Source organism: Fimbriimonadaceae bacterium (assembly GCA_019454125.1).
Taxonomy (GTDB): domain Bacteria; phylum Armatimonadota; class Fimbriimonadia; order Fimbriimonadales; family Fimbriimonadaceae; genus JALHNM01.
On the sequence record CP075365.1, the window covers coordinates 2,439,797 to 2,462,051 of the forward strand.

The window sequence follows — 22,255 nt, forward strand, 5'->3', positions numbered from 1 at the left end:
GTTACACCGACCACGGCACAAGCTCCGAGACTTCTCGGCCGTCCGACCAGACCCGGAGGGTGCCGAGCTTGAGCGCCCGAACCGGGGCAGGGGCGATCGCGTCGCACAGCACCACCATCCGGTTGCGCGCCGGCTCGAATGAGCGCACCACGCCCATCCCAAAGTCTTCGCCGGACTCGCGGGCGAAGCTGCACACCAACCCTTCGTACTCCGACGCCTTGGTGTGGACGAGCTTGCCCGCCCCGGCCTGGGCGCACAGGCGGCCGACCAGGCCGTCGTCCAGATCAGCGTCATCGACGACCAAGAGCGTCTCGCCGCACTTCTCCAAGTAACCGGCGAAGTCGGGGCTGCGGAAACGCTCGCCGGAACCCAGCCGAGCGCCGACCACGCGCACCTGCCCCAAGTCCACCTCCTGAAGGGTCGACCGCTCGAAGAGCTCCAGCCATCGGGCCCGTCGCTGGGCCTCGCGGACCACGACCGGATATTGGTCGGGCATCTCCACCTCCTCGGCCCCCACGGGCCAGGGCCACCTCGCCATCGGCGAGCCCTCCGGCACGATAACGCGGGACGCCCGAAGGGCCCTCGCCACGCTCAAAGCCAAATGGCGGTGGAACGGCGTCTCGCGGACCGGGAAAGAGAGCACGATGGCATCGGGCGGGAGCGCCCCCGCGAGTTCGACCGCAGCCTCAAGAAGGGCCACCGGGTCGGAACGCGGGTCCAACCCGCCAATGAGCCGCCAATCTCGGACGCCACCTTCCAGCCACGCAAAGCACCGCGCGGGCGGGCCGTGGTCCGCGTCGGAAGGGTCGAGGCAAAGCCTCGCAGGACGGTCTTTGGTTTCCTGCGGCCAGTCCAATCCGCGACTCCTCACGCAAAACAGCACGCCTTGCGTCTTAGGACGGTCGCTAACCGGCGCGGGCGCCTTCCAACTCTTCTTTCGGGGTGAACGTGGGACCGAGGAACAGCTCCAGGCTGCTCTTCGCCGCTTCCGCGCTTTCTTCCGAAGCCCGATAGAGGGCTTGAATCTCCTCGAATCTTTGACCGAAGGCCACGACGATTTCCGGGTCGAAGAGCCGGCCCGACTCCTTCAGAATGTAGTCCCGCGCTTCGGCAAGCGACCAGGCCCGCTTGTACGGGCGCTCGCTCACGAGGGCGTCGAAGACGTCCGTCACCGCGACGATCCTTCCCGCGATCGGCGTCTGAGCCCCGGATAACCCATAGGGGTAGCCCGTGCCGTCCCACCGCTCGTGGTGGGTCAGGGCGATCCTCTCGGCCATCTGCAGCAACGGCAGACTGGAACCCTCCAGGAGCCGCGCGCCGTAGTGCACGTGTTGCTGCACGACCACCCGCTCGTCCGGGGTCAGCGCGCCCGGTTTGCTCAGGATCGAGTCGGGCACGCCGATCTTTCCGATGTCGTGGAGCACCGCCGCCTGACCGATCAAAGTCGCGGTCTCAGGGTCGAGCCCCACCGCCTGCGCCAGAAGCTCGCTCGTGCGGCCGATGCGAAAGTTGTGGCCGCGCCGCTCTTCGTCGCGGTACTCCGCCGCCAGGGCCAGCCGGTTGACAAGGTCGAGCTTCGCCTCTAGCGACTCCTCGTGCGTCCGGTCAATATCCGCCACGAGCCGCCGGGTCGAATAATAGATGAGCGCCGCAGACAGCGCCACGATCCCCGCACCCTCTAAAGTGTAGGCGAGCGGGTGGACGTCCACTCCCCAATGGTGGACGAGTGCCTGCCCGACCAGCGCCGCAAAGCCCAGTCCCAAATAGACACCGCTGGCCCTAAGCGCCGCCAAAGTCGGTCTCGGAAAAAAGCCCCCCGTATTTCCGCCTGACCCCATCAGACGGCTGTTATACAGGACTTTTCCCCACTTTGTACACGGGCCCAGCGGTTTTAGATACACCGTTTTCAGGGAATTTCTCAGTTTTTTGAATTACTTGAGCACCTCACGGCCTGTTTCCGTCGTTTTATCGCGCCTTGAGGATCCGCACCGACCGTTACACTGACGTCGGTAGACTGCAACCCTAATGGGCGAAGCCATCCGAATGACGGATTCCGGACTCCAAGTCCCCGACAATCCAATCCTCCCCTTCATCGAAGGGGACGGCATTGGCCCTGATATCTGGAGGGCGGCCGTGCGGATCTTCGACGCGGCAGTCGAAAAGGCGTACGGGGGACGTCGCAAGGTCGAGTGGAAGGAAGTCCTCGCGGGGCAAAAGTCGTTCGACCAGGTAGGCAGCTGGCTCCCCGACGAGACCCTGGACGCGTTCCGCACCTACCTCGTCGGGATCAAGGGGCCCCTGACCACGCCCGTCGGCGGCGGGATCCGCTCCCTGAACGTCGCCCTGCGACAGCAGCTCGACCTGTACATTTGCCTCCGCCCCGTCCGGTATTTCGAGGGCGTCCCCTCGCCTGTCCGCCGGCCGCAGGACGTGGACATGGTGATCTACCGCGAGAACAGCGAGGACATCTACGCGGGCATTGAGTTCGAGCAGGGTACTGACGAGTGCGAGAAGCTCGTCCAAATGCTGCGCGAGAACTTCCCGGACAAGTTCAAGAAAGTCCGCTTCCCAGACTCAAGCGGCTTTGGGTTGAAACCTGTCTCTCGGGAAGGAACTCAGAGGCTCGTGCGGGCCGCGCTGGACTATGCCGTCAAAGAAAGGCGCCCTTCCCTGACCCTCGTGCACAAAGGCAACATTATGAAGTTCACCGAGGGCAAGTTCGCCGAGTGGGGCTACGAAGTGGCCCGCGAGGAGTTCGGCGCAGTCGAGATCGACGGCGGCCCCTGGATGAGTCTCGAGAAGGACGGGCATAAGGTCATCGTCAAGGATGTGATCGCGGACAACTTCCTCCAACAGATCCTGATCCGGGCCGGCGACTATAGCGTCATCGCGACGATGAACCTGAACGGCGACTACATCAGCGACGCCCTTGCCGCGCAAGTCGGCGGGATCGGAATCGCCCCCGGCGGCAATATTAACCTGGTCACCGGACACGCCGTCTTCGAGGCCACCCATGGCACCGCCCCCAAATACGCAAACCAAGACAAAGTCAACCCTTCGTCAATAGTCCTATCTGGAGAAATGATGTTCCGCTACATCGGATGGATCGAAGCGGCAGACAAAATCATCGGTGGAATCGAGAAGGCTATCCTCTCCAAGAAAGTCACATATGACTTCGCAAGACAGACTGAGGGCGCTACTGAAGTCAGCACGAGTGCCTTCGCCGACAACGTCATCGCCCACATGTGACGTGAGCGGACCCTACGGGCAAGACAACTTGACCCTCACTTGTCTTGCCCTTCCCGAAACAACAAACATCGTATTTTCCTTAGCTTCTTATAGCCTCAATCTTCTTCGAGTCGTAAAGTCACTCGTAAATGCACCTGTTGTCTTCCGCTTAGACCCTAAGTGTCCAAAAAAGAGGGCATAATAGAGCCCGTGAGTCCAAGTGGGCTCCACCCTTGTTCGCAAGGGCCTGCGCCGGACCCCCGGGATCGGCACGGTTCTTGCAATGAGGATTGATTGAGAGGTACCCAACATGAAGAAGATTCTGCTGATCGCCCTTGCGGGCGCTCTTACTGGCGCCGCGCACGCCAGCTTTACCGTCGCCACTTTCGCCGACCCGACCAAGCAGTCCTCTGAGTTCCTGTTCACTTTCGACATGAATGCGAACACCCTCAGCGGTTCTTGGACCGGTAACGGCCTGACCATGCTCACGCCGGGCTTCACCAGCGGCGGCCAGTCTACGGACGTCCGCTTTGAGATGGCGCCCGTCCAGCTCACCGCTGTTATTCCGAACTTGCTCTACACGATGGGCGCCGGCGCGGTCAATTTCTACACGACCGATCCGAACAGCCCGATCTTCACGATCACTTTCGACGGCGGCACGTTCTTGAACCCGTTCAACGCGGGCGCCAGCGAGCTTTCGGGCAACAACATCACCTTCGCCGGCCCGGACGTTCCGACCGGCCTCAGCGAGGAGCAGTTCTCGTTCAGCTTCGCGAACCCGGTCGCCAGCGGCAACGTCATCACGTACACGGGCTCGTTCACGTCCTCGGCCGTGCCTGAGCCGGCTTCGATGCTCGCTCTCGGCGCTGGTATCGCCATGATCGCCAGCCGCCGCCGCGCGCGCTAAGCCTCGAAAGGAAATACCTTTTCCTTCAACTTTAACTTGCCTTGCTGTGGGGCGCTCCCAAATCTGGGAGCGCCCCCTTTTCATTCCCCCCTAGGGGGCAACCGGCTCGGACCGGAAAAACGACCAAGCCGCCATCGACCAGCCGATGATCATGAGGACGCCGCCGATCGGCGTCACCGCGCCCCACCACTTCACGCCAGTCAGGGCCAGCAGGTAGAGCGTGCCCGAGAAAACCAGCGTCCCCGCAAAGGCGGTCCATCCTCCGCGCAGGACGCCTGGTGCCGACTTGGCGAACGCGGCCAAAGCCAGGAGGCCGACCGCGCTCCAGGTCTGATAAAAGAGCGCCCGCTCGAAGATCCCCATCGAATAAGCGTCGAGGACGCCCCGCAAGGCGTGGGCGCCGAACGCGCCGAATGCGGTCCCGAGCGCCAACAACAGCGCAGCGACCCCGGCCAACCGCTTCACGGGCCTCCCAGGCTGGCCGCCAGCATCCGGTGGAACTGGTGCACGCCGACCTCGCGTCGCGGGGCATAGCGGCCGCGGTCGTAAAACCGCGACCGCAAACCCTTCTGGACGAGCTCGACCACGGCTTCGTCCTCACGCTCGACCCGGTCTAACTCGGCCCCTGCGCCCCGCGCCAGCTTCGCTTCCTGCCAGACGTACGGGATGAACGTGACCTTCGTCAGGTCGGGGGCAAGAGGCTTCACGACGTTCACCGAAAGGCCCCATGGATAAAAATTGAACATAAGGTTCGGATAGAGCCAGAAGTAGAACGCGCCGACCCTGTGCGCGGAATCCGGGTGGCCCGCCGGCAAGTCGAACGCCTCTTGCCCGTCCGCCGCCACCCCAAGCTGAAGGTTGCCATGGTCCAGTAGGATCGTGTCGTAATTCCCGTAATCCAAGGTCGCGTTAAGGGCTGCATGGATATAGGGGATGTGGAACCCTTCAAGATAGTTGTCCACGTAGAGGGCCCAATGGCCGCGCACCAGGTAGTCGCGGCCCCGTTCCGGCGCGTGGACGAACTCGTGGATGGGCATCCAGCCGACCCGCTCGTCCATCTGGCGCAAGAACTCTTCCAGCGACCGCTGGGGATCGAGGCTGGCAAAGAGCAAGTTCCGCCAGGCCCCAAAGGGCACGCGCGGTAGGTTGTCCGCCGCGCAGGGAAAGCCCTCGACGGCCTCAAACTCGGGCATGGACTGCAAGGTGCCGTCGAGTCCGAAGCGCCTTCCGTGGTACCGGCATCGCAGCGAGTTCGCGTTCGTCGCCCCCTCGACCACGATGTTGCCGCGGTGCGTGCAAACGTTGCTCAAGCAGTGGAGTTGGTCGTCACGGTCTCGCGTGAGGAGCAACGGCTCGTCCAGGCATCCCTCCAACAGCGTGAACGGAGTGCACTGCCCGGGGACCTTTGCCATCGTGCCGTCGCCGATCCACTGCCACGACCGCGCGAAGACCGCCTCCTTCGCAGCCTCGAAAATGGCGGGGTCGGTATAGAAGCGGGACGGCAACGTCCACGCTCGACTGACCACCGGATCGATCGTATCGGCGTTGATATCGGCCACAGGTTGAGCGTACCGAGCGGCGGGCGCGCACGGCCAGGCTCAACCTGGGGCTAGAGTCGAATCCTAGTGCGTGACCAACCGGTCGAGGTTCTTGGCCTGCTCGATCATCTCTGCGACTTCCGTAGCGCTCGGGAGCCGGTTGACGAGGTTCTTGGCCTCGTTAATCTCGGCGAGTTTGGCGTGCAAGTTCTCCGCGTTTCGCTGGGCAAGTTCCGGCACCGAGTCCACGCCGGCCGCCTCCAAGAGGTCAGAGAACTGCGGTCCGATCCCCTTGATGCGCATCAGGTCCGCCTTGTTGACCCAATCGCGGATCATGGTCTCGGAGATGCCGGTCGCCTCGGCGAGGCTTTCCCGCCCCTGCTTGCTCGCTCCCATGTCCAGGAGCTTTTCGATGGTGCCGACGCCAGCCGCCTCAAGCTTTTCCCCGAAGACGAGACCAATCCCTTCAATATCTTTAATGTTAGCCATGTTCGTAACGCGAAACGTTCGCGCTCCGACCGACATTAGACCCCGGCCTCCGCCTCCTAGTCAAGGCGGCTAGCTTCTATTTCTTCGGCGTGGGTCTTTTCTGCGCACGCTTTGCCCGACTTTTCCGTCGGTCACGCCCATCAACTTGCGTAATCCTTTTATCTCATCACGAACGCCAGCCGCCTTCTCAAACTCCATAGCCTTGGCAAAATCCTTCATGTCGCGTTCCAAACGGGCGATGACGATCGGAATGTCCTCTATACGGATCGGCTGGCCGGAGGCGTCCGTCCATTTATCCATATCAAACTCCACCCCCTCGTCTTCAGCCGGACTTGAGCCGTATTGCGCGACAATCTCGCGAACGACTTCGTAAGACCTTACGGTTTCTCTTACCTCTTTACGCACCGTTTGCGGAGCGACGTTGTGCGTCCGGTTGTACTCTTCCTGGATCTCCCTCCTTCGGTTCGTCTCTTCGATCGCGCGCTCCATGGAACCCGTCATTACGTCCGCGTAAAGGATCACGGTGCCGCCCACGTTCCGCGCAGCACGCCCTATGGTCTGGATCAAGGAGGTTTCGGACCGCAGGAAGCCCTCCTTGTCCGCGTCCAAGATCGCGACAAGAGTAACCTCCGGCAAGTCTAACCCTTCTCGCAAAAGGTTCACGCCCACCACAACGTCGTAAACCCCGAGCCTAAGGTTACGGAGAATCTCCGGACGATCAAGAGAGTGGACGTTCGAGTGGATATAGTTGACCTTAATATTTATGTCTTGCAGATAAGCGGTAAGGTCTTCGGCCATGCGCTTGGTGAGGGTCGTGACGAGCGTCCGCTCTCCCCGCTCAACCCGCAACTTGACTTCGCCAATAAGGTCGTCGATCTGACCGCGCGTCGGCCGCACCACAATCTCGGGGTCGACGACGTAGGTCGGACGGATAATCTGCTGGGCGCGGTTCGACTCGTACTCGCCTTCAAAGTCGCTGGGAGTGGCCGAGACGAACACGACCTGGGGGACCCGCTCCAGGAACTCGTCAAACTGAAGTGGACGGTTGTCGAGCGCACTGGGCAACCGGAACCCATAGTCGACAAGTATCGACTTCCGCTGCCGATCCCCATTGTACATCGCGCGGATTTGCGGCAATGTTTGGTGGCTCTCGTCGATAAAGACCACTGCGTCGGACGGCAAGAAATCGAGTAAGGTATAGGGCGGTGTGCCGGGGGCGCGCCCGTCGAAATAGCGCGAATAGTTCTCTATTCCATTGCAGAAGCCGACTTCCCGGATCATCTCAATGTCGAAGTCGGTCCTTTGCTTTAATCGCTGGGCTTCCAGCAGCTTGCCTTGCGCCTCGAAAAACGCGACTTGCTCGTCCCGTTCCTGAGCGATCTGTTCTAAGACGCTTTCAATCCTTTCCCACGGCGTTACGTAGTGTGTAGCAGGAAAGATGCTGCACCGCGAGGGCTCGTCCAAGACGTGCTGGGTCAAGGGGTCGATAAGTCGGATCCGCTCGATCGTATCCCCAAAGAACTCTACACGCGTAACGATCTCCTCGTCCTTCGGTTGGATGTCCAAAGTGTCGCCCTTGACCCGAAACGTTCCGCGCTCCAAGACCATATCGTTACGGACGAACTGCATCTGCACCAGCCGCTGGATCGCCTCTTGAAGGGGCATCTCCTTGCCCGCCTCGAAAGTGACCACGCTCTCTGCATAAACGTCCGGCGAGCCTAAGCCATAAATGCAGGAAACGCTCGCAACGACCACGACGTCCCGGCGTTCTAACATCGCCTGCGTCGCAGCGTGCCGCAAACGCTCGATCTCCTCGTTCACACTAGAGTCTTTCTCGATATAGAGGTCCGAGCCGGGGACGTAAGCCTCCGGCTGATAGTAATCGTAGTAAGAGATAAAGTACTGAACGGAGTTCTCGGGAAAGAAAGCCCGGAACTCTTGACAAAGCTGCGCGGCCAATGTCTTGTTGTGCGCGATAACCAGTGCAGGACGTTGCGAGCGCTCGATCACCGAAGCCATGGTGTACGTCTTGCCCGTACCCGTCGCGCCCAGCAAAGTCTGGAAACGAAAGCCAGAGTCGAGCCCGTCGCAAAGGCTCTCTATGGCCGCGGCTTGATCGCCCTTCGGCGTGAAGTCCTTGCTCAGGACCAGCGGGTTGTCATAACGGACGATCGATCCGACCGACATGTGGACTTAACTATACGCTTTTGGCGGCCAGACCATAGCGCCCAGTGCTCCCTAGGTACCCTCACCACCGCGCACATGGCGGGAATCTACTTTGGCAAGGGTGAGCACGACGTCGAGCTCGACCCCAAGTTCGGCAATCGTCACGGGTTGATCGCAGGGGCTACGGGCACGGGCAAGACCGTCTCACTCCAGACTCTCGCCGAAGGCTTCAGCGCCATTGGCGTGCCCGTCTTCATGGCCGACGTGAAGGGCGACCTCACCGGCATCAGCCAGCCCGGCGGCGGCAACCCGAAGGTCGAAGCCCGCGCGCAAGAGCTTGGCCGGACCCTCGAACACAAGGGTTACCCCACGATCCTCTGGGACGTCTTCGGCCGGCAGGGCCACCCCATCCGGGCGACCGTGAGCGAGATGGGGCCGCTCCTCCTGAGCCGCATGTTGGACCTCAACGACACCCAGGAGGGCGTGCTCAACCTCGCCTTTAAGGTCGCCGACGACCAGGGCCTCCTGCTTCTCGACCTGAAAGACCTCCGCGCGCTCCTGCAGCACATCGCCGACCGCGCCAAGGAACTGACGGTCAGTTACGGCAACGTGAGCTCTGCCTCCGTCGGCGCGATCCAGAGGGCGCTCCTCGTGCTGGAACAGCAAGGCGGCGAGTCGTTCTTCGGCGAACCCGCCTTGAACCTCGCCGATCTGATGCGGACCGCGCTAGACGGACGCGGCAACATCAACCTCCTCGTGGCCGACCGGCTGATGTCCAGCCCCCGGCTTTACGCGACCTTTCTCCTTTGGCTGCTGAGCGAGATGTTCGAGGAACTGCCGGAGATCGGCGACCCCGAGAAGCCCAGGCTTGTATTCTTCTTCGACGAGGCCCACCTGCTCTTCAACGACGCGCCGAAGGCGCTGCTGGAGAAGATCGAGCAAGTGGTGCGCCTCATCCGTTCAAAGGGTGTCGGCGTGTACTTCATCACCCAGAACCCGATCGACGTCCCGGACACGGTGCTCGCCCAGCTCGGCAACCGCGTCCAACACGCCCTCCGCGCCTTCACGCCGCGCGACCAGAAGGCGGTCAAAGCCAGTGCGGACACTTTCCGGCCCAACCCCGCCTTCTCAACCGTCGAGGCTATCACCCAGCTAGCGGTCGGCGAGGCCCTCGTCTCGTTCTTGGAGGCGAAGGGCACGCCCATGGTGGTGCAGCGCACTCTGGTGTGCCCGCCGAACTCGCGCATCGGGCCTGCGACGGACGCGGAGCGGCAGGCCCTCTTGACGATGTCGCCGCTCTACGGGCAATACGACAGGACCGTCGACCGCGACTCCGCTTTTGAAGAGCTCCAGCGCAGGGCCACCCAAGCGGCCCAAGAGGCGGCAAAGGCACCCGGGCCCCTCCGACAGCAAAGGACGCGGCGCGACCCGAACGCCCCCGGCGAGATTGTCGCCTCCATGACGAAGAGCATCCTCCGCTCGGCAGGGACCCAAATTGGCCACCAGCTTGTGCGGGGGCTCCTCGGCGGCCTCTTCAAAGGCCGCTAAGGTCGGTAGACCGCACGAAGCACGACCTCGCCGACGTTCGGAGAGACGTTGTAGAGCGACCAGAAGACCTCGCCCGTGACGGGATCGGCGATGCCGTTCGTCTCCACCAGCTTTCCCGGGCCGCGGACGATCACGGTGATGCCCACCGGATCCGGCCCTTTCTCGGATTCCTCGTCCGGCCCGGTCATTTCCTGCTGAGGGTTCACGACGTCTTTGTTGTCCAGCGAGACAAGCATCTCCCGGGTGACGGCCACCGCTCTCTCTTCATCGAGCCGATCCCCCATCGTCTTCCGCAACGAGTCCAACATCGCCGTCCCACAAGCGATACGGATCTTTCGAAGCGCCCCGTCCGGGTTCGTCACGAAGAGCCCGATCATGGGGTCGGCGGGGCCGAACATCGTCCAATAGAGCGCCTTAGTGACCTCGTCCTGGATCGTCGCCATTTCTTCCTCGGTCGCCTTAAGCTCGCCAAGGGCCTTCGCCAAGTCTTGGCGGAAAGCGTCGGAGACGGGAGACTTCTTGGGGGCTTCGGTGAGGGCGTAGACCTCGGTGTACTCGACCGTGCCGTCCGGGAGCGTGGTCACCTTGGAGCCGCACGAGACGTACTCCTTGCCCTTGTTGACCAACATAAAGTCGTGCGCGGCGCCCTCGCCCGTGGCGAATTGGCGGGTGCCTTCGACGAAGGTCGCATCGTCGGTCTCGCCCGCTTCCACCTTCCATTGTCCGGGGTCCTGCCAAGCGACCAGGGTGGCGGGGTCGGTCGGCTCTTCGCCGGACATCGAGTCGGCTCCCTGCTTCGGCACCGAGACCCGCACGGACCGCTTGAAGGCACCGTCCGCAGAGACGTCGGTCGTCGAAGTCACCGAGTTACAGCCGGCGGCTACCAGCGCCACCAAGAGCAAGGGAACTATTCGCATGCCTAGAGATTATGTCGGCTCTAGCACCGAATTGCCGCACAACCGCCGGCTAATAAGAAGCCTTACGGCATGACCGAACACGCAAGAGTGCGTAAACTCTAGACGTGACGGAGCAAATGTCGGACATTAGACAACGAGGCTATGCCCACCCCAACACTTTGGTTTCGACCGACTGGGTGGCGGAGCACCTCAATGATCCACTGGTTCGGCTCGTAGAGTCGAACGAAGACCCTTTGCTCTATTCGAGCGGGCACATCCCTGGTGCGGTCGAAATCGACTGGACGCGCGACCTGAACGATCCGATCGTCCGCGACTACCTCGACCAGGCCCGCTTTGAAGAGCTCATGTCCCGGTGCGGGATCACCCCTGCCACCCAGGTCGTCTTCTATGGCGACCGCAACAACTGGTGGGCGTGCTACGCGTTCTGGATCTTCCAGCTCTTCGGCCATCAGGCCGCCGCCGTCATGGACGGGGGCCGGCTCAAATGGTCCCGCGAGGGACGGCCGATGACCACCGACATCCCTGAGTACCCGGCCACGACCTACGCCGCGCAACCCAGGGACGACCGCACGGACCGCGCCTTCCGCGAGGACGTGCTGCTCCACATCGCCGAAGGCGGCGGCTTGGTGGACGTCCGCAGCCCCCAAGAGTTCACGGGCGAACGGTTGCACATGCCCGAATACCCGAACGAGGGCGCCCTGCGAGGCGGCCACATCCCGACCGCCAAGAGCGTGCCCTGGGCCCGCGCCCTGAACCCGGACACGGGCGAGTTCCTTACCGCAGAAGAACTGCGCAAGATCTATGAACAGGAAGTCGGGCTGAAGCCAGACGCGCCCGCGGTCGCCTATTGCCGCATCGGGGAGCGCAGCAGCCACACGTGGTTCGTGCTGAAATACTTGCTCGGCTTCAAGGACGTGCGCAACTACGACGGCAGCTGGACCGAATGGGGCAACAGCGTCGGCGTGCCCATCGAGCGCTGATGGCGCTGCCCCCTCGGCTCGCCGAGACTCTATCCGACCTTGCGCTCTTGACCGACCGCCAAGATCGGATCGAGGCCCTCGTGTCCCTTTCGCGAGCGTTTGTCCCCGTGCCGGCCGAGCTCGCGGCCCCGCCATATCCAGAGGCGAACCGCGTGCCCGGCTGTGAGAGCGAGGCCTTTACATTCGTGGGGCTCCAGGAGGGGGGGCTCCACCTGGAGTTCGCGATCCTCAACCCGCAGGGCGTCTCGGCGATGGCCCTTGCCGCGATCCTCAAGCAAGGACTCGACGGAGAGCCGCCCGCCGCCGCGGCGGAAGTGCCCGAAGAGATCGTCTTCGACCTCTTCGGGCGCGAACTTTCCATGGGCAAGAGCCTGGGCCTCACCAACATGGTGCGCATGGTGAAGGCGCAAGCCGCCCGACTCTAGCACCCGACGAAACCCTAAAAGGGGGCGGAACCCGGAAGGGCCCGCCAGGCTCCGCAAATGCCCCCCGGGCTTTCGGGCATACTGGGATCGATGCCAGCGATCATTGACGTCTCCGCCCGAGAAATCCTCGACAGCCGAGGAAACCCGACGATCGAAGTCGATGTGATGCTGGACGACGGCTCCTTCGGGCGCGCGGCTGTCCCCAGCGGAGCGAGCACCGGCCAGTTCGAGGCGGTCGAGCTCCGCGACGGCGACAAGGAGCGCTTCGGCGGAAAGGGCGTCCTGGAAGCCGTCGAGAACGTCAACGAGAAGATTTCCACCGCCCTCTTGGAACTCGACGCCACCGAACAAGAGCAGATCGACGAGATCCTGATCCAAATGGACGGCACCCCGAACAAGGCCGTCCTCGGCGCGAACGCCATCCTCGGCGTCTCGCTCGCGGTCGCCAAGGCCGCTTCGATGGCCTGCGAGCTTCCCCTCTACCGCTATATCGGCGGCGTGAGCGCGAGCACCCTCCCCGTACCGATGATGAACGTGCTGAACGGGGGCAAGCACGCCGATAGCAACGTGGACTTCCAGGAGTTCATGGTGCTCCCGGTCGGCGCACCGACCTTCGGCGAGGCGCTCCGATGGGGCTGCGAGCTCTTCCACAACCTCAAGAAGGTGCTCAGCGGCAAAGGGCTTGCCACCAGCGTCGGCGATGAAGGCGGCTTTGCGCCGAACCTGGAGAGCCAGGACATGGCTTTCGACTACCTGATCGAAGCCAGCCAGAGAACCGGACTGGAACCCGGCCGCGATATCTGGCTTGCCATTGACCCGGCCGCCACCGAGTTCTTCGAGGACGGGCACTACGTCTACAAGGACGGGCGCAGGCTGACCGGCGCCCAGCAGGTGGACTACCTGGCCCGGCTCTCCGAGAAGTACCCCCTGATTAGCATCGAGGACGGCTGTAGCGAAGACGACTGGGACACCTGGAAGGCCCTGAACGACGCGATCGGCGACCGAGTGCAGATCGTGGGCGACGACATCTTCGTCACGAACGTCGAGCGCCTGGCTCGGGGCATCGAGAGCGGCACCGCCAACTCGATCCTCATCAAGGTCAACCAGATCGGCACTCTGACCGAGACTCTAGCCGCCGTCGACCTCGCCAAGCGCGCGGGTTACACCTGCGTCATGAGCCACCGAAGCGGTGAGACGGAGGACACCACCATCGCCGACCTCGCCGTCGCCACGAACTGCGGCCAGATCAAGACGGGTGCGCCATCAAGGACCGACCGGGTCGCCAAGTACAACCAGCTCCTGCGCATCGAAGAGATGCTAGGGACGTCGGCGCGGTACGCCGGTGCCAGTGCGTTTGGGGACCGGATTGGATTGGGAGTGGGTTCGGGCTAGATCCGGTTGGATGGGGTTGGTTCGGATTTGTTCGAACAGAGGTTAAGGGGGTGATCCTCCACACGTAACCCAAACGAAGACAAACGGATCCGAACCAACCCCAACAAAACCGAACCAATCCGGGCCGGTTCCCTCAGGCGATCGAGGCCGCTTCGTTCGCCAGAAACTCGCTGATCTCTGCGATGCGCTCCATATCGTGGGCGAGGACCATGGTGAGGTACTGGTCGATCGTGTACGTCCCGTGGCCGTCGAGCGTGATGTGGTTCGTTAGGTCGCCCTCGCTGCAATCGCGAAGGTAGTCGATCGTCATCTGGCGGCGAGACTCGAAGATCTCCGCCTCGTGGAAGGGGTTCTTGTCGGAGTAGTGTTTGTCCTTCGCCCGCGTCGCAGGCTCGTACCATTCGACGGTGGAACCGGGGTGGCTCTTGGCCATGCGGATGCGGTCCAGGACGATCTGCTCCGAGTCGGCGAGCAGGGCCACTATCTCTCGTGAGGTCAGGCTCTCGTCATGGGGCCGCTCGTCAAAGCGGTCGCGGGGGTAAGCGCGGAGGAGGCGCTCGACGATCTTCGGTGCGGCTCCCAGAGCCTGGAAGCGGTAGTCCCTCATACCAACGGAGTTTACTTCGGTAAAGCCGCGTTTTTGCCCAGGGTAAGGCGCGAACGAGCGCGATTTACGCCCCCGGCGCCGCAGGAACCCAGCAATCGGCAGGGGGTGTGCGCGGGTCTTCGCGGATAGGTCCAAATGAGCCAATCTCTCTTCGCTTCCCGAAGGATGAAGCGCCCCGCCTCGTAAGATCATGGTGAACGCTATGGAACCCAAACTCGTCCAAGTCCCCGAAGCACTGCCCCAAAAGGTCTACACGACGGACCGCGTCGGCATCAGCAAAGAAACCCACGACAACCACCTCACGCTCTGGAAGGGCTACGCCAACAAGACCAACGAGATCCGTAAGGCGCTCCACGAGATCGACCTGGATCCGAGCAAGGCGAACCAGATCTACAGCCAGATGCGCGCGCTCAAGGTGAACTACGCTTTCGCCTACGGCGGCTACCTGAACCACGAGGTCTACTTCAACACCCTTGGCGGCCAAGGCGGCGAGCCGACCGGTGACATCGCCACCCTCATCAACGAGGCCTACGGCAATTTCGAACACTGGATGAACGACTGGAAGGCCACGGGCATGGCGGGCCGGGGCTGGGCGTACCTCGGGTACGACACGGTCGAACAGCGGGTCCACACCTACATCGGCGACTCCCAAGACACCTTCCCGACCTGGAACAACGTCCTCCTCCTCGCGATGGACGTCTATGAGCACGCCTACTACCTGGACTTCCAGACCGCCCGCATGAAGTACATCGAAGCGTACATGCAGGTGATCGACTGGGACGCGGTCAACGCCCGCATTCCTCGCTGAGCGAGTCGAGGCCCGGCAATCCCTCCGACCGTCCCCTGGGAGGGGTTGCCCGGTCAAACCGGAAAAGATGGCTCGACGCCTGGCCGATGCGGCCGGTAGAAGGAAGGAAGAGGCGGGAGGAGCGTCCCTGCTCCGTCCTCCGTTACCACCAATCCATGGTGACTGCCGCCTAGCAGGGACTATAGACCGTTCGTCAACCTTCGCGCTGAGTTCCGGGACTCAGGGCCCGAGGACTTCGCGATAAACCCGGGCCAGAGCCCTAGCGTGACGCTCCAAAGAGTACGTGTCCTGGGCCAAAGCGCGCCCCGCGTTCCCGACCGACGCCGACCGCTCGGGAGACCCCAAGGCCTCGCAAATCGAGGGGGGCAGCGAGTCGTCGTCCGCAAAGACGAGCAGGCTCGCACCCGGCATGCCGACCGCGGCCAGGCCCGAGATGTTCCGCGCCAAAACGGGCACCGCGCACGACATCGCTTCGACCGCGACCAGGCTGAATCCGGCGCGGACGCTCGGCACCACCAAGAGGTCGAACGCTGGGAGCGCCGCGTAAACATCTGGGAAGGGCGGGCAAAGCCTGATGCGCGGGTCCTCCGCCTTGGGCGGACTCGGCCCCTCGCCGCTCAGCACCAGTTGGACCTCCGGCCTCTCGCGCCAGACCAGCGGCATAGCCCGCACGAGCGAGTCAAAGCCGCGGTCGGGGATGAACCGGCCCACAGCGCCCACCACGGGCACGTCGAGCGGGAGACCGAGCCGCTGGCGCGCCTCCTCCCTCGTGACGGGCGTGGACGGCCCTCTCACCCCCGGGGCGACCACCTGCAGGTGCAGCGTGTCCGCCGCGTCCAGCGCGTCCCGGACAGCGCGCGAGGAACAAAGGCCGACGCGCGCGGCGTTCAATCGATCCACCAAGTCGGGGTGCGTCGTCCGCGGAAGGTCGTAGGCCGTGTAAAGCCAGGGCTGGCGCACGTAGAAGGCCTCCGCGCATGCCCACGCCGGGCGATAGGCGAAGGCGTGGACCAGGTCGAAGCCGCGAAGCGCCGCGCGCATCTGACGCGTGACCTCCTTGTCCACCTTAGGCCCCGTCTTGTCCGGAATCCAAGCCTCCGCGTCGTCCACGACGAACTCGACGCCGTGCTGCTCCAGCGCAGGGGGAAGCGAATCGGTCAGAGTGGCGATCGCGCCAAGACTTTGCCGCCGGATTGCGAGGACCCTCACCGCGGGACTTCTACGTCGTCGATCAGGCCGCGCAACACCATGTCCGAAGAAAGGCCTTCGATCTCCGTCTCCGGCCGGAGCACGACACGGTGCCGCAGGACGGGCAAGGCAAGCTCCTTGACGTCGTCCGGGATGACGAAATCACGGCCGCGCACCGCCGCCACCGCCTTGCTGCACGCCACCAGGGCCAGGCCCGCGCGCGGCGAGGCCCCGACCAAAACGTCGTGGCTGGTGCGAGTCGCGCTGACGATCGAGTACACGTAGTTGAAGATCTTCTCCTCGACCTTCACCGCTTCGACTTCCCGACGCATCGCGCGAAGGCCTTCCGCATCGACGACGGGCTGGATGCCAGCATCGTCAAGCTTCTGCGAGCGGAAGCCGGCGTGGAACCGCTTGAGCACGCTGATCTCGGCCTCGGCGCTCGGGTAATCGAGCACGACCTTCAGCAGGAAGCGGTCCTGTTGCGCCTCGGGCAAGGGATACGTCCCTTCGAACTCGATCGGGTTCTGGGTCGCGAAGACCAAGAAGGGGAACGGGAGCTCACGGCGGACGCCGCCGATCGTCGCCTGGCGCTCTTCCATCGCCTCCAGCAAGGCCGCCTGGGTCTTGGGCGGCGTGCGGTTGATCTCGTCGGCCAGCAGGACGGCCGTGAAAACGGGCCCTTCGCGCAGTTTGAAGGTCACGTCGCGCGGGTCGAAGACCTCGGTGCCGATCACGTCGCTCGGCATCAAGTCCGGCGTGAACTGGATGCGCGTGAAAGTCAGGTCGAAGACCATGCTCAAGGAGCGCACGAGCAACGTCTTGGCAAGCCCGGGGACCCCTTCCAAGAGCACGTGCCCGTCCGCCAAGAACGCGGACACCGCCTGCTCGATGGCCGTCTCCTGGCCCACGACCGCCTTCCCCACCTCGGCGCGAATCCGCGCAACCGTATCGGCGACCGTCATTCGGGCGCGGAGTGTACCGGCTCGCCGGGCCCGTAAGAAGACCTACTTCATTCCCAGCAGCAGCCCGACGCAGCCCAGACACATCCACATGGCCGTGCCGCCATAGCTCATGAAGGGCAGCCAGAGCCCCGCGACGGGCAAGATGCCCAGGTTCATGCCGACGTTCACGATCATGTGAAAGCCGAGCACGCCCAAGATCCCGGCCGCGACGTAACGGTCAAAGGGCTCCGAAGCCCGCCAACCGACCAACCAAGTCCGGAAAAAGAAGAGGGCGAAGCCAAGGAGGACGAGCGCCGTTCCGAACAAACCGCCCTCCTCCCCGACCACGGTCAGGATGAAGTCGTTCTGCTGTTCCGGCACGTACCGCGCCGCCTTCTGCTCGCCTTTCAGGTACCCGACCCCAAAGAGGCCGCCGGTCGCGAAAGCGATCTTCGCGCGCTCTTGCTGCCAAGCGTTGTCCTTGACGTCGGGTCGCAGCTTGCCCTCGATGCGGCTCCGCATGTAGTCCGGCATGAGCCCCGGGGTCTTCCACGCCAACCCTAGCCCGGCGAGCAGGACAAGCGCGCTCAGGAGGATCGGCCGCAAAGAGACGCCGCACGCGAGCAGCATCGCAAACCAGATCATGAGCAACGAGACCGCCCCCGCCAAATGCGGCTGCAAAAGGGTGAGCAGCACGACCGGGGCGACGTGCAACAACGAGCCGAAGAACGTCGAGGGGTCTTTGATCCGGCCCTGTCGGCCGGAGAGGTACGCCGCGAGCGTGATCACGAGCACCAGCTTGGCGAACTCGCTCGGCTGGAACTGGAGCGGCCCGACGTCGATCCAGCGCGTCGCGCCCTTCTTCTCCTGCCCGATGAAGAGCACCGCCGCCAGCGAGCCCAAGCTCACGAGGTAGAGCGGCACCGCCGCGCGCTTGAGCATCGCGTGAGGCACGACGGCGAGCCCGAAGGCGATCACACACCCGACCACGACAAACGCCGCCTGGCGGAAGAAGTAAGCCGAATGGACCGCCGCGTCAATGCTGTGCAGCGAGAGCAGCCCGAACGAAAGGAGCATGCCCGCCGCAAGGAGGAGGAAAACGTCGGGCCCCTGCGCGGGCCGGTCGAGCCCGGAGCCAAAGACCCCTTTCGCGTCCGCCCGGCCGATCATTGACTCTCGGACGGAGACCGAGGTTCGCGAGTCGTATCGCCGAAAGCGCGCTTGACGACGCCCGACTCAGGAGAGATCCAGAACCGCAATTTCCGTTTCGCGGCGTGGTCGCCAGTCTCGATGTCCAGGTCGACTTGGATCCGAATCGTGTTGTAGACCCCTGTCGCCAGGTTAAGTCGCTCCGAATCGGTCGAGACCTTTGCTTTCGCGGGCTTTCTGAGCGGGCCGAGCTCGGCCGTCCCTGACCAATCCCAACTGTCGCCGACCGTGATCGGGAAAATCGCGAGGGGGATGGGGGGCTCGAACGCTTCTCCGCTCACGCCGACGAACCAAAGCCCCTTTTGGTCGACCTCGTAGTGCTCGGTCTCCAGGTCCTCGCCATGGGCGCGCAGGTGGATGCTCAGATCGCGGCCCTCGCGGGTGTCGCCCATCTCGACGTCCATCTCCGTGCCGACCAGCACGAGCCGCGCGTCCTTGTACGGAAGTTGCTCCAGCGCCATCGTCTCATAGCGCTGCCCCTTTTCTTGGGTGCCGACCTGGGCCTGGAGCGCGTTGCACCCCAATGCGCCGACCGCAGCGGCCGCCACCAATGACAATGCCAGTTTCCAGTTCATGACTCGGCTGGCGTAAAGGAGAGGAGCCTCCGGTGCCTTTCGATCTTCCGCTTCCCGATGGTCTGCGTTTCCTTCAGGTCGTAGAGGCCGACGCCTTTCGCATAGAGGGCTACTTGTTTCGACTTGATGCTAGTGCCGTCAGGGGGTCCAATGGAAGCTTCGAGCGTCACCTCGAGGATCTCGCGCTTCACGCCCAGAACGTCCTGGTCGCGCCCTCGCTTGGACTTGCCCTTGACCGTGAGCGGGGCCGGTGCCCCGTACCACTGCGTCTCGCCGACGTATTCCCAGTTCGCCTTGTCGCCGACCTTCAGGATCGGATACGGTGCGCCGAGCGGCTTGTTCTGGTCGAAGGCCACCACGTAGACGGTGTCGTCGGTCACCCGGTAGAACGTGCTCCCGTCGATCTTCCCTTCCACCACGCTGATGATCGGCACCGCCTTGCCGCCCCCGACCTCCTGTACGTTGCCCACGTGGTCGTCGTAACGGCTGGATAGGCTCTGGCCGCTGTCCTCGTAGACCCACGCGTCCCCCGTTCTCAGCGGGAAGAAATCCGCCGCCTTCACCTGGGGCGCCAGGGCACATGTGAGGACGGCGGCGACCATCAGCCTCTGGGGTCCTCCGCAAGCTCGATCGTGGAAGCCACGACCTTGCCTTTGTCGTCCTTGAGCTCCATGCGCATCCTGACGACGCCGATGTCCTTGGCGTACCACGTCTTGCTGGAGACGTTGCCCTTGGTTCCGGCGTTGTTCATGTCCAATGTCTGGACGACGACCAGCGTGTCGAACTCCTTTCCGGCCGCCTTCACCTTGCCTCCGTCCTCGACCTTCGAGGTTCCCGTGAACTGGATTTTGCGGTCGTCGGCGGCAGTCGCCAGTTCGTACTTGTCGGACCAGGTGTCGCCGGGCTTCAGGTTCGCGGGCATCACCATGACCGGCTTCTCAGGCTTGCCCAGCGACGAACTCACGAGGTAGACGCCGTCCTTGTGGACCTCCATCTCCTCCGTCCCTAGGTTGCTGATCGAGCCGTCCCGGCTCACACTGAAGGTGGCCACGCCGTCCTTCATCCCCTTGAAGGTGGTCGTCTGGGTCCCCGCCTCGGGCTTCTCACCCTCGACGCGCGCGAAGAGGTACTTCTCCGGCTTCTGCACGGAAAGACCGGAGTACGCGTAGGCGTCGTGCTTCAGCTCCTCCGGGATGGCGGAGACGTCCGGGGTCGCCGTTTCCGTGCCACTGGTCGTGCCGGCGGCGCCGGACGTGCTCTCGGTCTTCGGCTCGGCGCCGGTCGCGATCCCCGTGTCGTCCTTCGGAGCGCAGCCCGCCAGAGAGGCGGCCAGCAAAAGGAGGGCGGTATAGCGCGGGAACGTCATTGGGTATAGCTCTTGAGGCGGAGGACGCTCGTCTGACTAATCTGACGTCCGTCGGAGTTCATCGCAACGACTTCTTGGCGGAAACGCACCATTCCGACATCTTTGGCCCAGTAAGTGGTGGAGGAGGACCGGAACTTCACGTTGTTCTCCTGGTAGGAGGACTCCGTTTCGGTGGCCAGGGCCTGCATGCGGCCCATCGCCGTATCGACCTCCTGCACGCCGCGGGTCGAGTTCTCCATGTTGAGCGGGCCAGGGGTCGCGGCCGGGCGGATGCCCGTCACCGCCATCTTCAGCGATTCGCGCTCCTTCACGGGGAAGCCGATGATGCGGACCGGCGGGTTGTAGGGCACTTCCGTCAACGGCCCCTCCATCGTCTTGCGGACCGACCCTGTCAGCTGGTAGATGCCCTTGTCGCTGACGCGCCAGTTGAGCCGGTCGGTGATCTTGCCTTCGCTGACCACTTCGATCGTCACGACCTTCCCGTCCGCCGTATCCTTGATACTTGCGATCTGGAACGTGACCTCGGACTTAGAAGTGTTCGACCCATTGGGCGTGGTCTGAACGCCTTCCGCCTCATAGACCCACCGGTTGCCGACCTTCAAGGGAAAGAGCTTGGGCCCGTCTCCTGGGGAGAGCGCCATCTCTTGGACGGGTTGCTTTTCCTGCGGCTTGTAACTGGAAGACTTGCCGGAGGAACCGCAACCTCCCATAACGACGAGCGAGACCGCAAGGGCGGCCAGGGGCTTAGTGAGTCCGTTCATTTCGATCTTGATCCCGATTGAATGTCGTTAATAAGTTTGACAGCCTCGTCCGCTAACGACTCGGACGCGACTCTTTTTATGGTCACTTCGGTTCCGCTTAGGTCACTCTTGATGCGTGGGGCCGCGATCGCGACGCCCTCCATCGTCATCAAGAGCTGGAAGTTCGGGTGGTCCAGACTGTACTTCCAGAGCCTCTTCCGGCCCTCTGAGTTCAACTGGACGGTGATGTCCGAGAGCGGCTCCTTTCGGGGCCCGTCGTATTTGGAGTAGGTGGCACCCGTCATGTAGGCGTCACTAAGGATGACGGTCGCATGCCCCAAGATCGCCTCAACCTTCTTGGCATAGGCCTGGAGGCGGGACGGTTCGATCCGGGAGCGGAGGTTCTCCGCGACGTCCTCCGGCTTTTGGCCCGAGGCGATCTTTTCGAAGACGAGGTTGGCCTGGTCGCGGTACGTGCCGACGATCACGGCCTGGCTCGGGTTGAACTTGTCCATGATCTTGCTCTCGACCGTCGAGGCGAAGAGCGTCTTGTAAGGCTCCTGGATCCGGCACGTGATCTTCTGCACCTTGCCCTCGACGGGGACGTTCACTGTGACGGGACTGTCCACCACGATGCCGCTCAGGAGGGAGTTTAGGTTGAGTGTCTTGAGGGGGGTGCCGTCGAGGTTCGTGTGGAGGTCGCCCACTAACTTCGCCCGCAGGGTCGCATCGCCGTCCAGAGCTTTGCCGATATCCTCAGCGGTCCAAGTCACCGGCACCGGAGGCAGGTCGTCCTCCAGCTTGTTCACGCTCATGGTGAGCTTGCCGAGTGCCTCCGCGTCGCCCTGAAGGGCCTTCAAGGTCTCGCGGATCGGAAGGCGGGGAGCGCTGGCCGCGTCCTTCTCGTCGCTGGGCGACTCGAACCCTCCGACCGCCCCGTCCCGGCGGACCTCCGCCAAGTGGGCGATCCCGTTGCTCACGATGATCCGGTATCCGGCCTCCTTCGGCACCGCGATCAGGTTCACCCGGCCCGGCTTTATCGGCTCGGGGTTAAAGCCTGCCAAAGTGACGGCCGCATAGACCCGGGGGCCGGCGACGGCTATCCCGAGCGCTAACGCGCCAATGGCGGCAACTACGTAGCTTGGACGCAATTTCATAGGGGCTCGAGAGCCGCGCGGTTAATTCGAACAGATTACCGGTATCGATGGTTCCAATTGCGACGGTTCTG

Annotated in this window: 23 protein-coding genes; 7 read left to right on the forward strand and 16 right to left on the reverse strand. The window is 63.3% G+C overall.

Annotation, left to right across the window (positions count from 1 at the left end; all coding sequences use genetic code 11):
• Window position 1: 1 nt before the first annotated feature.
• Both KF733_11915 and KF733_11920 read right to left on the reverse strand, forming a co-directional pair.
• Entirely contained in the window at window positions 2-883 is an 882-nt protein-coding gene (locus KF733_11915; GenBank protein QYK55701.1) for a hypothetical protein, read from the reverse strand.
• 22 nt (window positions 884-905) lie between these two features.
• Window positions 906-1,793 carry an HD domain-containing protein gene (locus KF733_11920; protein ID QYK55702.1) on the reverse strand — a complete coding sequence of 296 codons (888 nt, stop codon included), beginning with the start codon at window positions 1,791-1,793 and terminating at the stop codon, window positions 906-908.
• A gap of 232 nt (window positions 1,794-2,025) precedes the next feature.
• Here KF733_11920 and icd point away from each other — a divergent pair, with 232 nt between their 5' ends.
• Both icd and KF733_11930 read left to right on the forward strand, forming a co-directional pair.
• Window positions 2,026-3,249, forward strand: a complete 1,224-nt coding sequence (gene icd, locus KF733_11925) for an NADP-dependent isocitrate dehydrogenase (protein QYK55703.1) — start codon at window positions 2,026-2,028, stop codon at window positions 3,247-3,249.
• Between the two features lie 289 nt (window positions 3,250-3,538).
• Window positions 3,539-4,135, forward strand: coding sequence for a PEP-CTERM sorting domain-containing protein (locus KF733_11930; protein QYK55704.1), 597 nt, complete (start codon window positions 3,539-3,541; stop codon window positions 4,133-4,135).
• A 90-nt stretch (window positions 4,136-4,225) separates the two neighbouring features.
• Here KF733_11930 and KF733_11935 read toward each other — a convergent pair whose 3' ends face one another.
• The 4 genes from KF733_11935 to uvrB all read right to left on the reverse strand — a co-directional run bounded on the left by KF733_11935 (window position 4,226) and on the right by uvrB (window position 8,349).
• Complete coding sequence (locus tag KF733_11935; protein ID QYK55705.1) at window positions 4,226-4,600, reverse strand: DUF423 domain-containing protein; 375 nt, start codon at window positions 4,598-4,600, stop codon at window positions 4,226-4,228.
• Entirely contained in the window at window positions 4,597-5,694 is a 1,098-nt protein-coding gene (locus tag KF733_11940; GenBank protein ID QYK55706.1) for an aromatic ring-hydroxylating dioxygenase subunit alpha, read from the reverse strand. Before KF733_11940 ends, KF733_11935 begins: the two co-directional genes overlap by 4 nt.
• A 63-nt stretch (window positions 5,695-5,757) precedes the next feature.
• Window positions 5,758-6,162, reverse strand: a complete 405-nt coding sequence (locus KF733_11945; GenBank protein ID QYK55707.1) for a DUF4332 domain-containing protein — start codon at window positions 6,160-6,162, stop codon at window positions 5,758-5,760.
• Between the two features lie 69 nt (window positions 6,163-6,231).
• Window positions 6,232-8,349 (reverse strand): excinuclease ABC subunit UvrB, encoded by a 2,118-nt coding sequence (uvrB, locus tag KF733_11950; protein ID QYK55708.1) that lies wholly within the window; start codon window positions 8,347-8,349, stop codon window positions 6,232-6,234.
• Between the two features lie 75 nt (window positions 8,350-8,424).
• On the opposite strand from uvrB, the gene KF733_11955 reads away from it, so the two are divergent.
• A complete protein-coding gene (locus KF733_11955) occupies window positions 8,425-9,876 on the forward strand; it encodes a DUF853 family protein (protein QYK55709.1) in 1,452 nt (483 codons plus the stop codon).
• On the opposite strand, the gene KF733_11960 is transcribed toward KF733_11955, so the two are convergent.
• A complete protein-coding gene (locus KF733_11960; GenBank protein ID QYK55710.1) occupies window positions 9,873-10,793 on the reverse strand; it encodes a hypothetical protein in 921 nt (306 codons plus the stop codon). The genes KF733_11955 and KF733_11960 overlap by 4 nt on opposite strands.
• A 104-nt stretch (window positions 10,794-10,897) precedes the next feature.
• Here KF733_11960 and KF733_11965 point away from each other — a divergent pair, with 104 nt between their 5' ends.
• The 3 genes from KF733_11965 to eno all read left to right on the forward strand — a co-directional run bounded on the left by KF733_11965 (window position 10,898) and on the right by eno (window position 13,590).
• Window positions 10,898-11,773 carry a sulfurtransferase gene (locus KF733_11965; GenBank protein QYK55711.1) on the forward strand — a complete coding sequence of 292 codons (876 nt, stop codon included), beginning with the start codon at window positions 10,898-10,900 and terminating at the stop codon, window positions 11,771-11,773.
• Entirely contained in the window at window positions 11,773-12,198 is a 426-nt protein-coding gene (locus KF733_11970) for a SufE family protein (GenBank protein ID QYK55712.1), read from the forward strand. The genes KF733_11965 and KF733_11970 overlap by 1 nt, the downstream gene beginning before the upstream one ends.
• A gap of 90 nt (window positions 12,199-12,288) precedes the next feature.
• On the forward strand, window positions 12,289-13,590 hold the full coding sequence (eno, locus tag KF733_11975) for a phosphopyruvate hydratase (protein QYK55713.1): 1,302 nt from the start codon (window positions 12,289-12,291) through the stop codon (window positions 13,588-13,590).
• Window positions 13,591-13,723: 133 nt separating this feature from the next.
• Here eno and KF733_11980 read toward each other — a convergent pair whose 3' ends face one another.
• Window positions 13,724-14,197, reverse strand: coding sequence for a DinB family protein (locus KF733_11980; protein ID QYK55714.1), 474 nt, complete (start codon window positions 14,195-14,197; stop codon window positions 13,724-13,726).
• Window positions 14,198-14,399: 202 nt separating this feature from the next.
• Between KF733_11980 and KF733_11985 the strand changes: the two genes are divergently transcribed.
• Window positions 14,400-15,005 (forward strand): superoxide dismutase, encoded by a 606-nt coding sequence (locus KF733_11985; GenBank protein ID QYK55715.1) that lies wholly within the window; start codon window positions 14,400-14,402, stop codon window positions 15,003-15,005.
• Window positions 15,006-15,224: 219 nt separating this feature from the next.
• Here KF733_11985 and KF733_11990 read toward each other — a convergent pair whose 3' ends face one another.
• The 8 genes from KF733_11990 to KF733_12025 are packed head-to-tail and all read right to left on the reverse strand — an operon-like array spanning window position 15,225 to window position 22,184.
• On the reverse strand, window positions 15,225-16,214 hold the full coding sequence (locus KF733_11990; GenBank protein ID QYK55716.1) for a glycosyltransferase family 4 protein: 990 nt from the start codon (window positions 16,212-16,214) through the stop codon (window positions 15,225-15,227).
• Window positions 16,211-17,158, reverse strand: a complete 948-nt coding sequence (locus KF733_11995) for a MoxR family ATPase (GenBank protein ID QYK55717.1) — start codon at window positions 17,156-17,158, stop codon at window positions 16,211-16,213. Before KF733_11995 ends, KF733_11990 begins: the two co-directional genes overlap by 4 nt.
• A 42-nt stretch (window positions 17,159-17,200) precedes the next feature.
• On the reverse strand, window positions 17,201-18,307 hold the full coding sequence (locus tag KF733_12000; GenBank protein ID QYK55718.1) for a rod shape-determining protein RodA: 1,107 nt from the start codon (window positions 18,305-18,307) through the stop codon (window positions 17,201-17,203).
• Entirely contained in the window at window positions 18,304-18,921 is a 618-nt protein-coding gene (locus KF733_12005; protein QYK55719.1) for a hypothetical protein, read from the reverse strand. Before KF733_12005 ends, KF733_12000 begins: the two co-directional genes overlap by 4 nt.
• Window positions 18,918-19,523: a hypothetical protein gene (locus KF733_12010; protein QYK55720.1), complete on the reverse strand. Its 606-nt coding sequence runs from the start codon at window positions 19,521-19,523 to the stop codon at window positions 18,918-18,920. The genes KF733_12005 and KF733_12010 overlap by 4 nt, the downstream gene beginning before the upstream one ends.
• On the reverse strand, window positions 19,523-20,287 hold the full coding sequence (locus tag KF733_12015) for a hypothetical protein (GenBank protein ID QYK55721.1): 765 nt from the start codon (window positions 20,285-20,287) through the stop codon (window positions 19,523-19,525). The genes KF733_12010 and KF733_12015 overlap by 1 nt, the downstream gene beginning before the upstream one ends.
• On the reverse strand, window positions 20,284-21,048 hold the full coding sequence (locus KF733_12020; GenBank protein QYK55722.1) for a hypothetical protein: 765 nt from the start codon (window positions 21,046-21,048) through the stop codon (window positions 20,284-20,286). The genes KF733_12015 and KF733_12020 overlap by 4 nt, the downstream gene beginning before the upstream one ends.
• Complete coding sequence (locus KF733_12025; GenBank protein QYK55723.1) at window positions 21,045-22,184, reverse strand: hypothetical protein; 1,140 nt, start codon at window positions 22,182-22,184, stop codon at window positions 21,045-21,047. The genes KF733_12020 and KF733_12025 overlap by 4 nt, the downstream gene beginning before the upstream one ends.
• Between the last annotated feature and the right edge of the window lie 71 nt (window positions 22,185-22,255).

Bases quoted from the DNA above. Each gene is read 5' to 3' on its own strand.
- icd (QYK55703.1), top strand. From the start codon at position 2,026: ATGGGCGAAGCCATCCGAATGACGGATTCCGGACTCCAAGTCCCCGAC.
- KF733_11930 (QYK55704.1), top strand. From the start codon at position 3,539: ATGAAGAAGATTCTGCTGATCGCCCTTGCGGGCGCTCTTACTGGCGCC.
- KF733_11945 (QYK55707.1), bottom strand. From the start codon at position 6,162: ATGGCTAACATTAAAGATATTGAAGGGATTGGTCTCGTCTTCGGGGAA.
- uvrB (QYK55708.1), bottom strand. From the start codon at position 8,349: ATGTCGGTCGGATCGATCGTCCGTTATGACAACCCGCTGGTCCTGAGC.
- KF733_11955 (QYK55709.1), top strand. From the start codon at position 8,425: ATGGCGGGAATCTACTTTGGCAAGGGTGAGCACGACGTCGAGCTCGAC.
- KF733_11960 (QYK55710.1), bottom strand. From the start codon at position 10,793: ATGCGAATAGTTCCCTTGCTCTTGGTGGCGCTGGTAGCCGCCGGCTGT.
- KF733_11970 (QYK55712.1), top strand. From the start codon at position 11,773: ATGGCGCTGCCCCCTCGGCTCGCCGAGACTCTATCCGACCTTGCGCTC.
- eno (QYK55713.1), top strand. From the start codon at position 12,289: ATGCCAGCGATCATTGACGTCTCCGCCCGAGAAATCCTCGACAGCCGA.
- KF733_11980 (QYK55714.1), bottom strand. From the start codon at position 14,197: ATGAGGGACTACCGCTTCCAGGCTCTGGGAGCCGCACCGAAGATCGTC.
- KF733_11985 (QYK55715.1), top strand. From the start codon at position 14,400: ATGGAACCCAAACTCGTCCAAGTCCCCGAAGCACTGCCCCAAAAGGTC.
- KF733_11995 (QYK55717.1), bottom strand. From the start codon at position 17,158: ATGACGGTCGCCGATACGGTTGCGCGGATTCGCGCCGAGGTGGGGAAG.
- KF733_12000 (QYK55718.1), bottom strand. From the start codon at position 18,307: ATGATCGGCCGGGCGGACGCGAAAGGGGTCTTTGGCTCCGGGCTCGAC.
- KF733_12005 (QYK55719.1), bottom strand. From the start codon at position 18,921: ATGAACTGGAAACTGGCATTGTCATTGGTGGCGGCCGCTGCGGTCGGC.
- KF733_12010 (QYK55720.1), bottom strand. From the start codon at position 19,523: ATGGTCGCCGCCGTCCTCACATGTGCCCTGGCGCCCCAGGTGAAGGCG.
- KF733_12015 (QYK55721.1), bottom strand. From the start codon at position 20,287: ATGACGTTCCCGCGCTATACCGCCCTCCTTTTGCTGGCCGCCTCTCTG.
- KF733_12020 (QYK55722.1), bottom strand. From the start codon at position 21,048: ATGAACGGACTCACTAAGCCCCTGGCCGCCCTTGCGGTCTCGCTCGTC.
- KF733_12025 (QYK55723.1), bottom strand. From the start codon at position 22,184: ATGAAATTGCGTCCAAGCTACGTAGTTGCCGCCATTGGCGCGTTAGCG.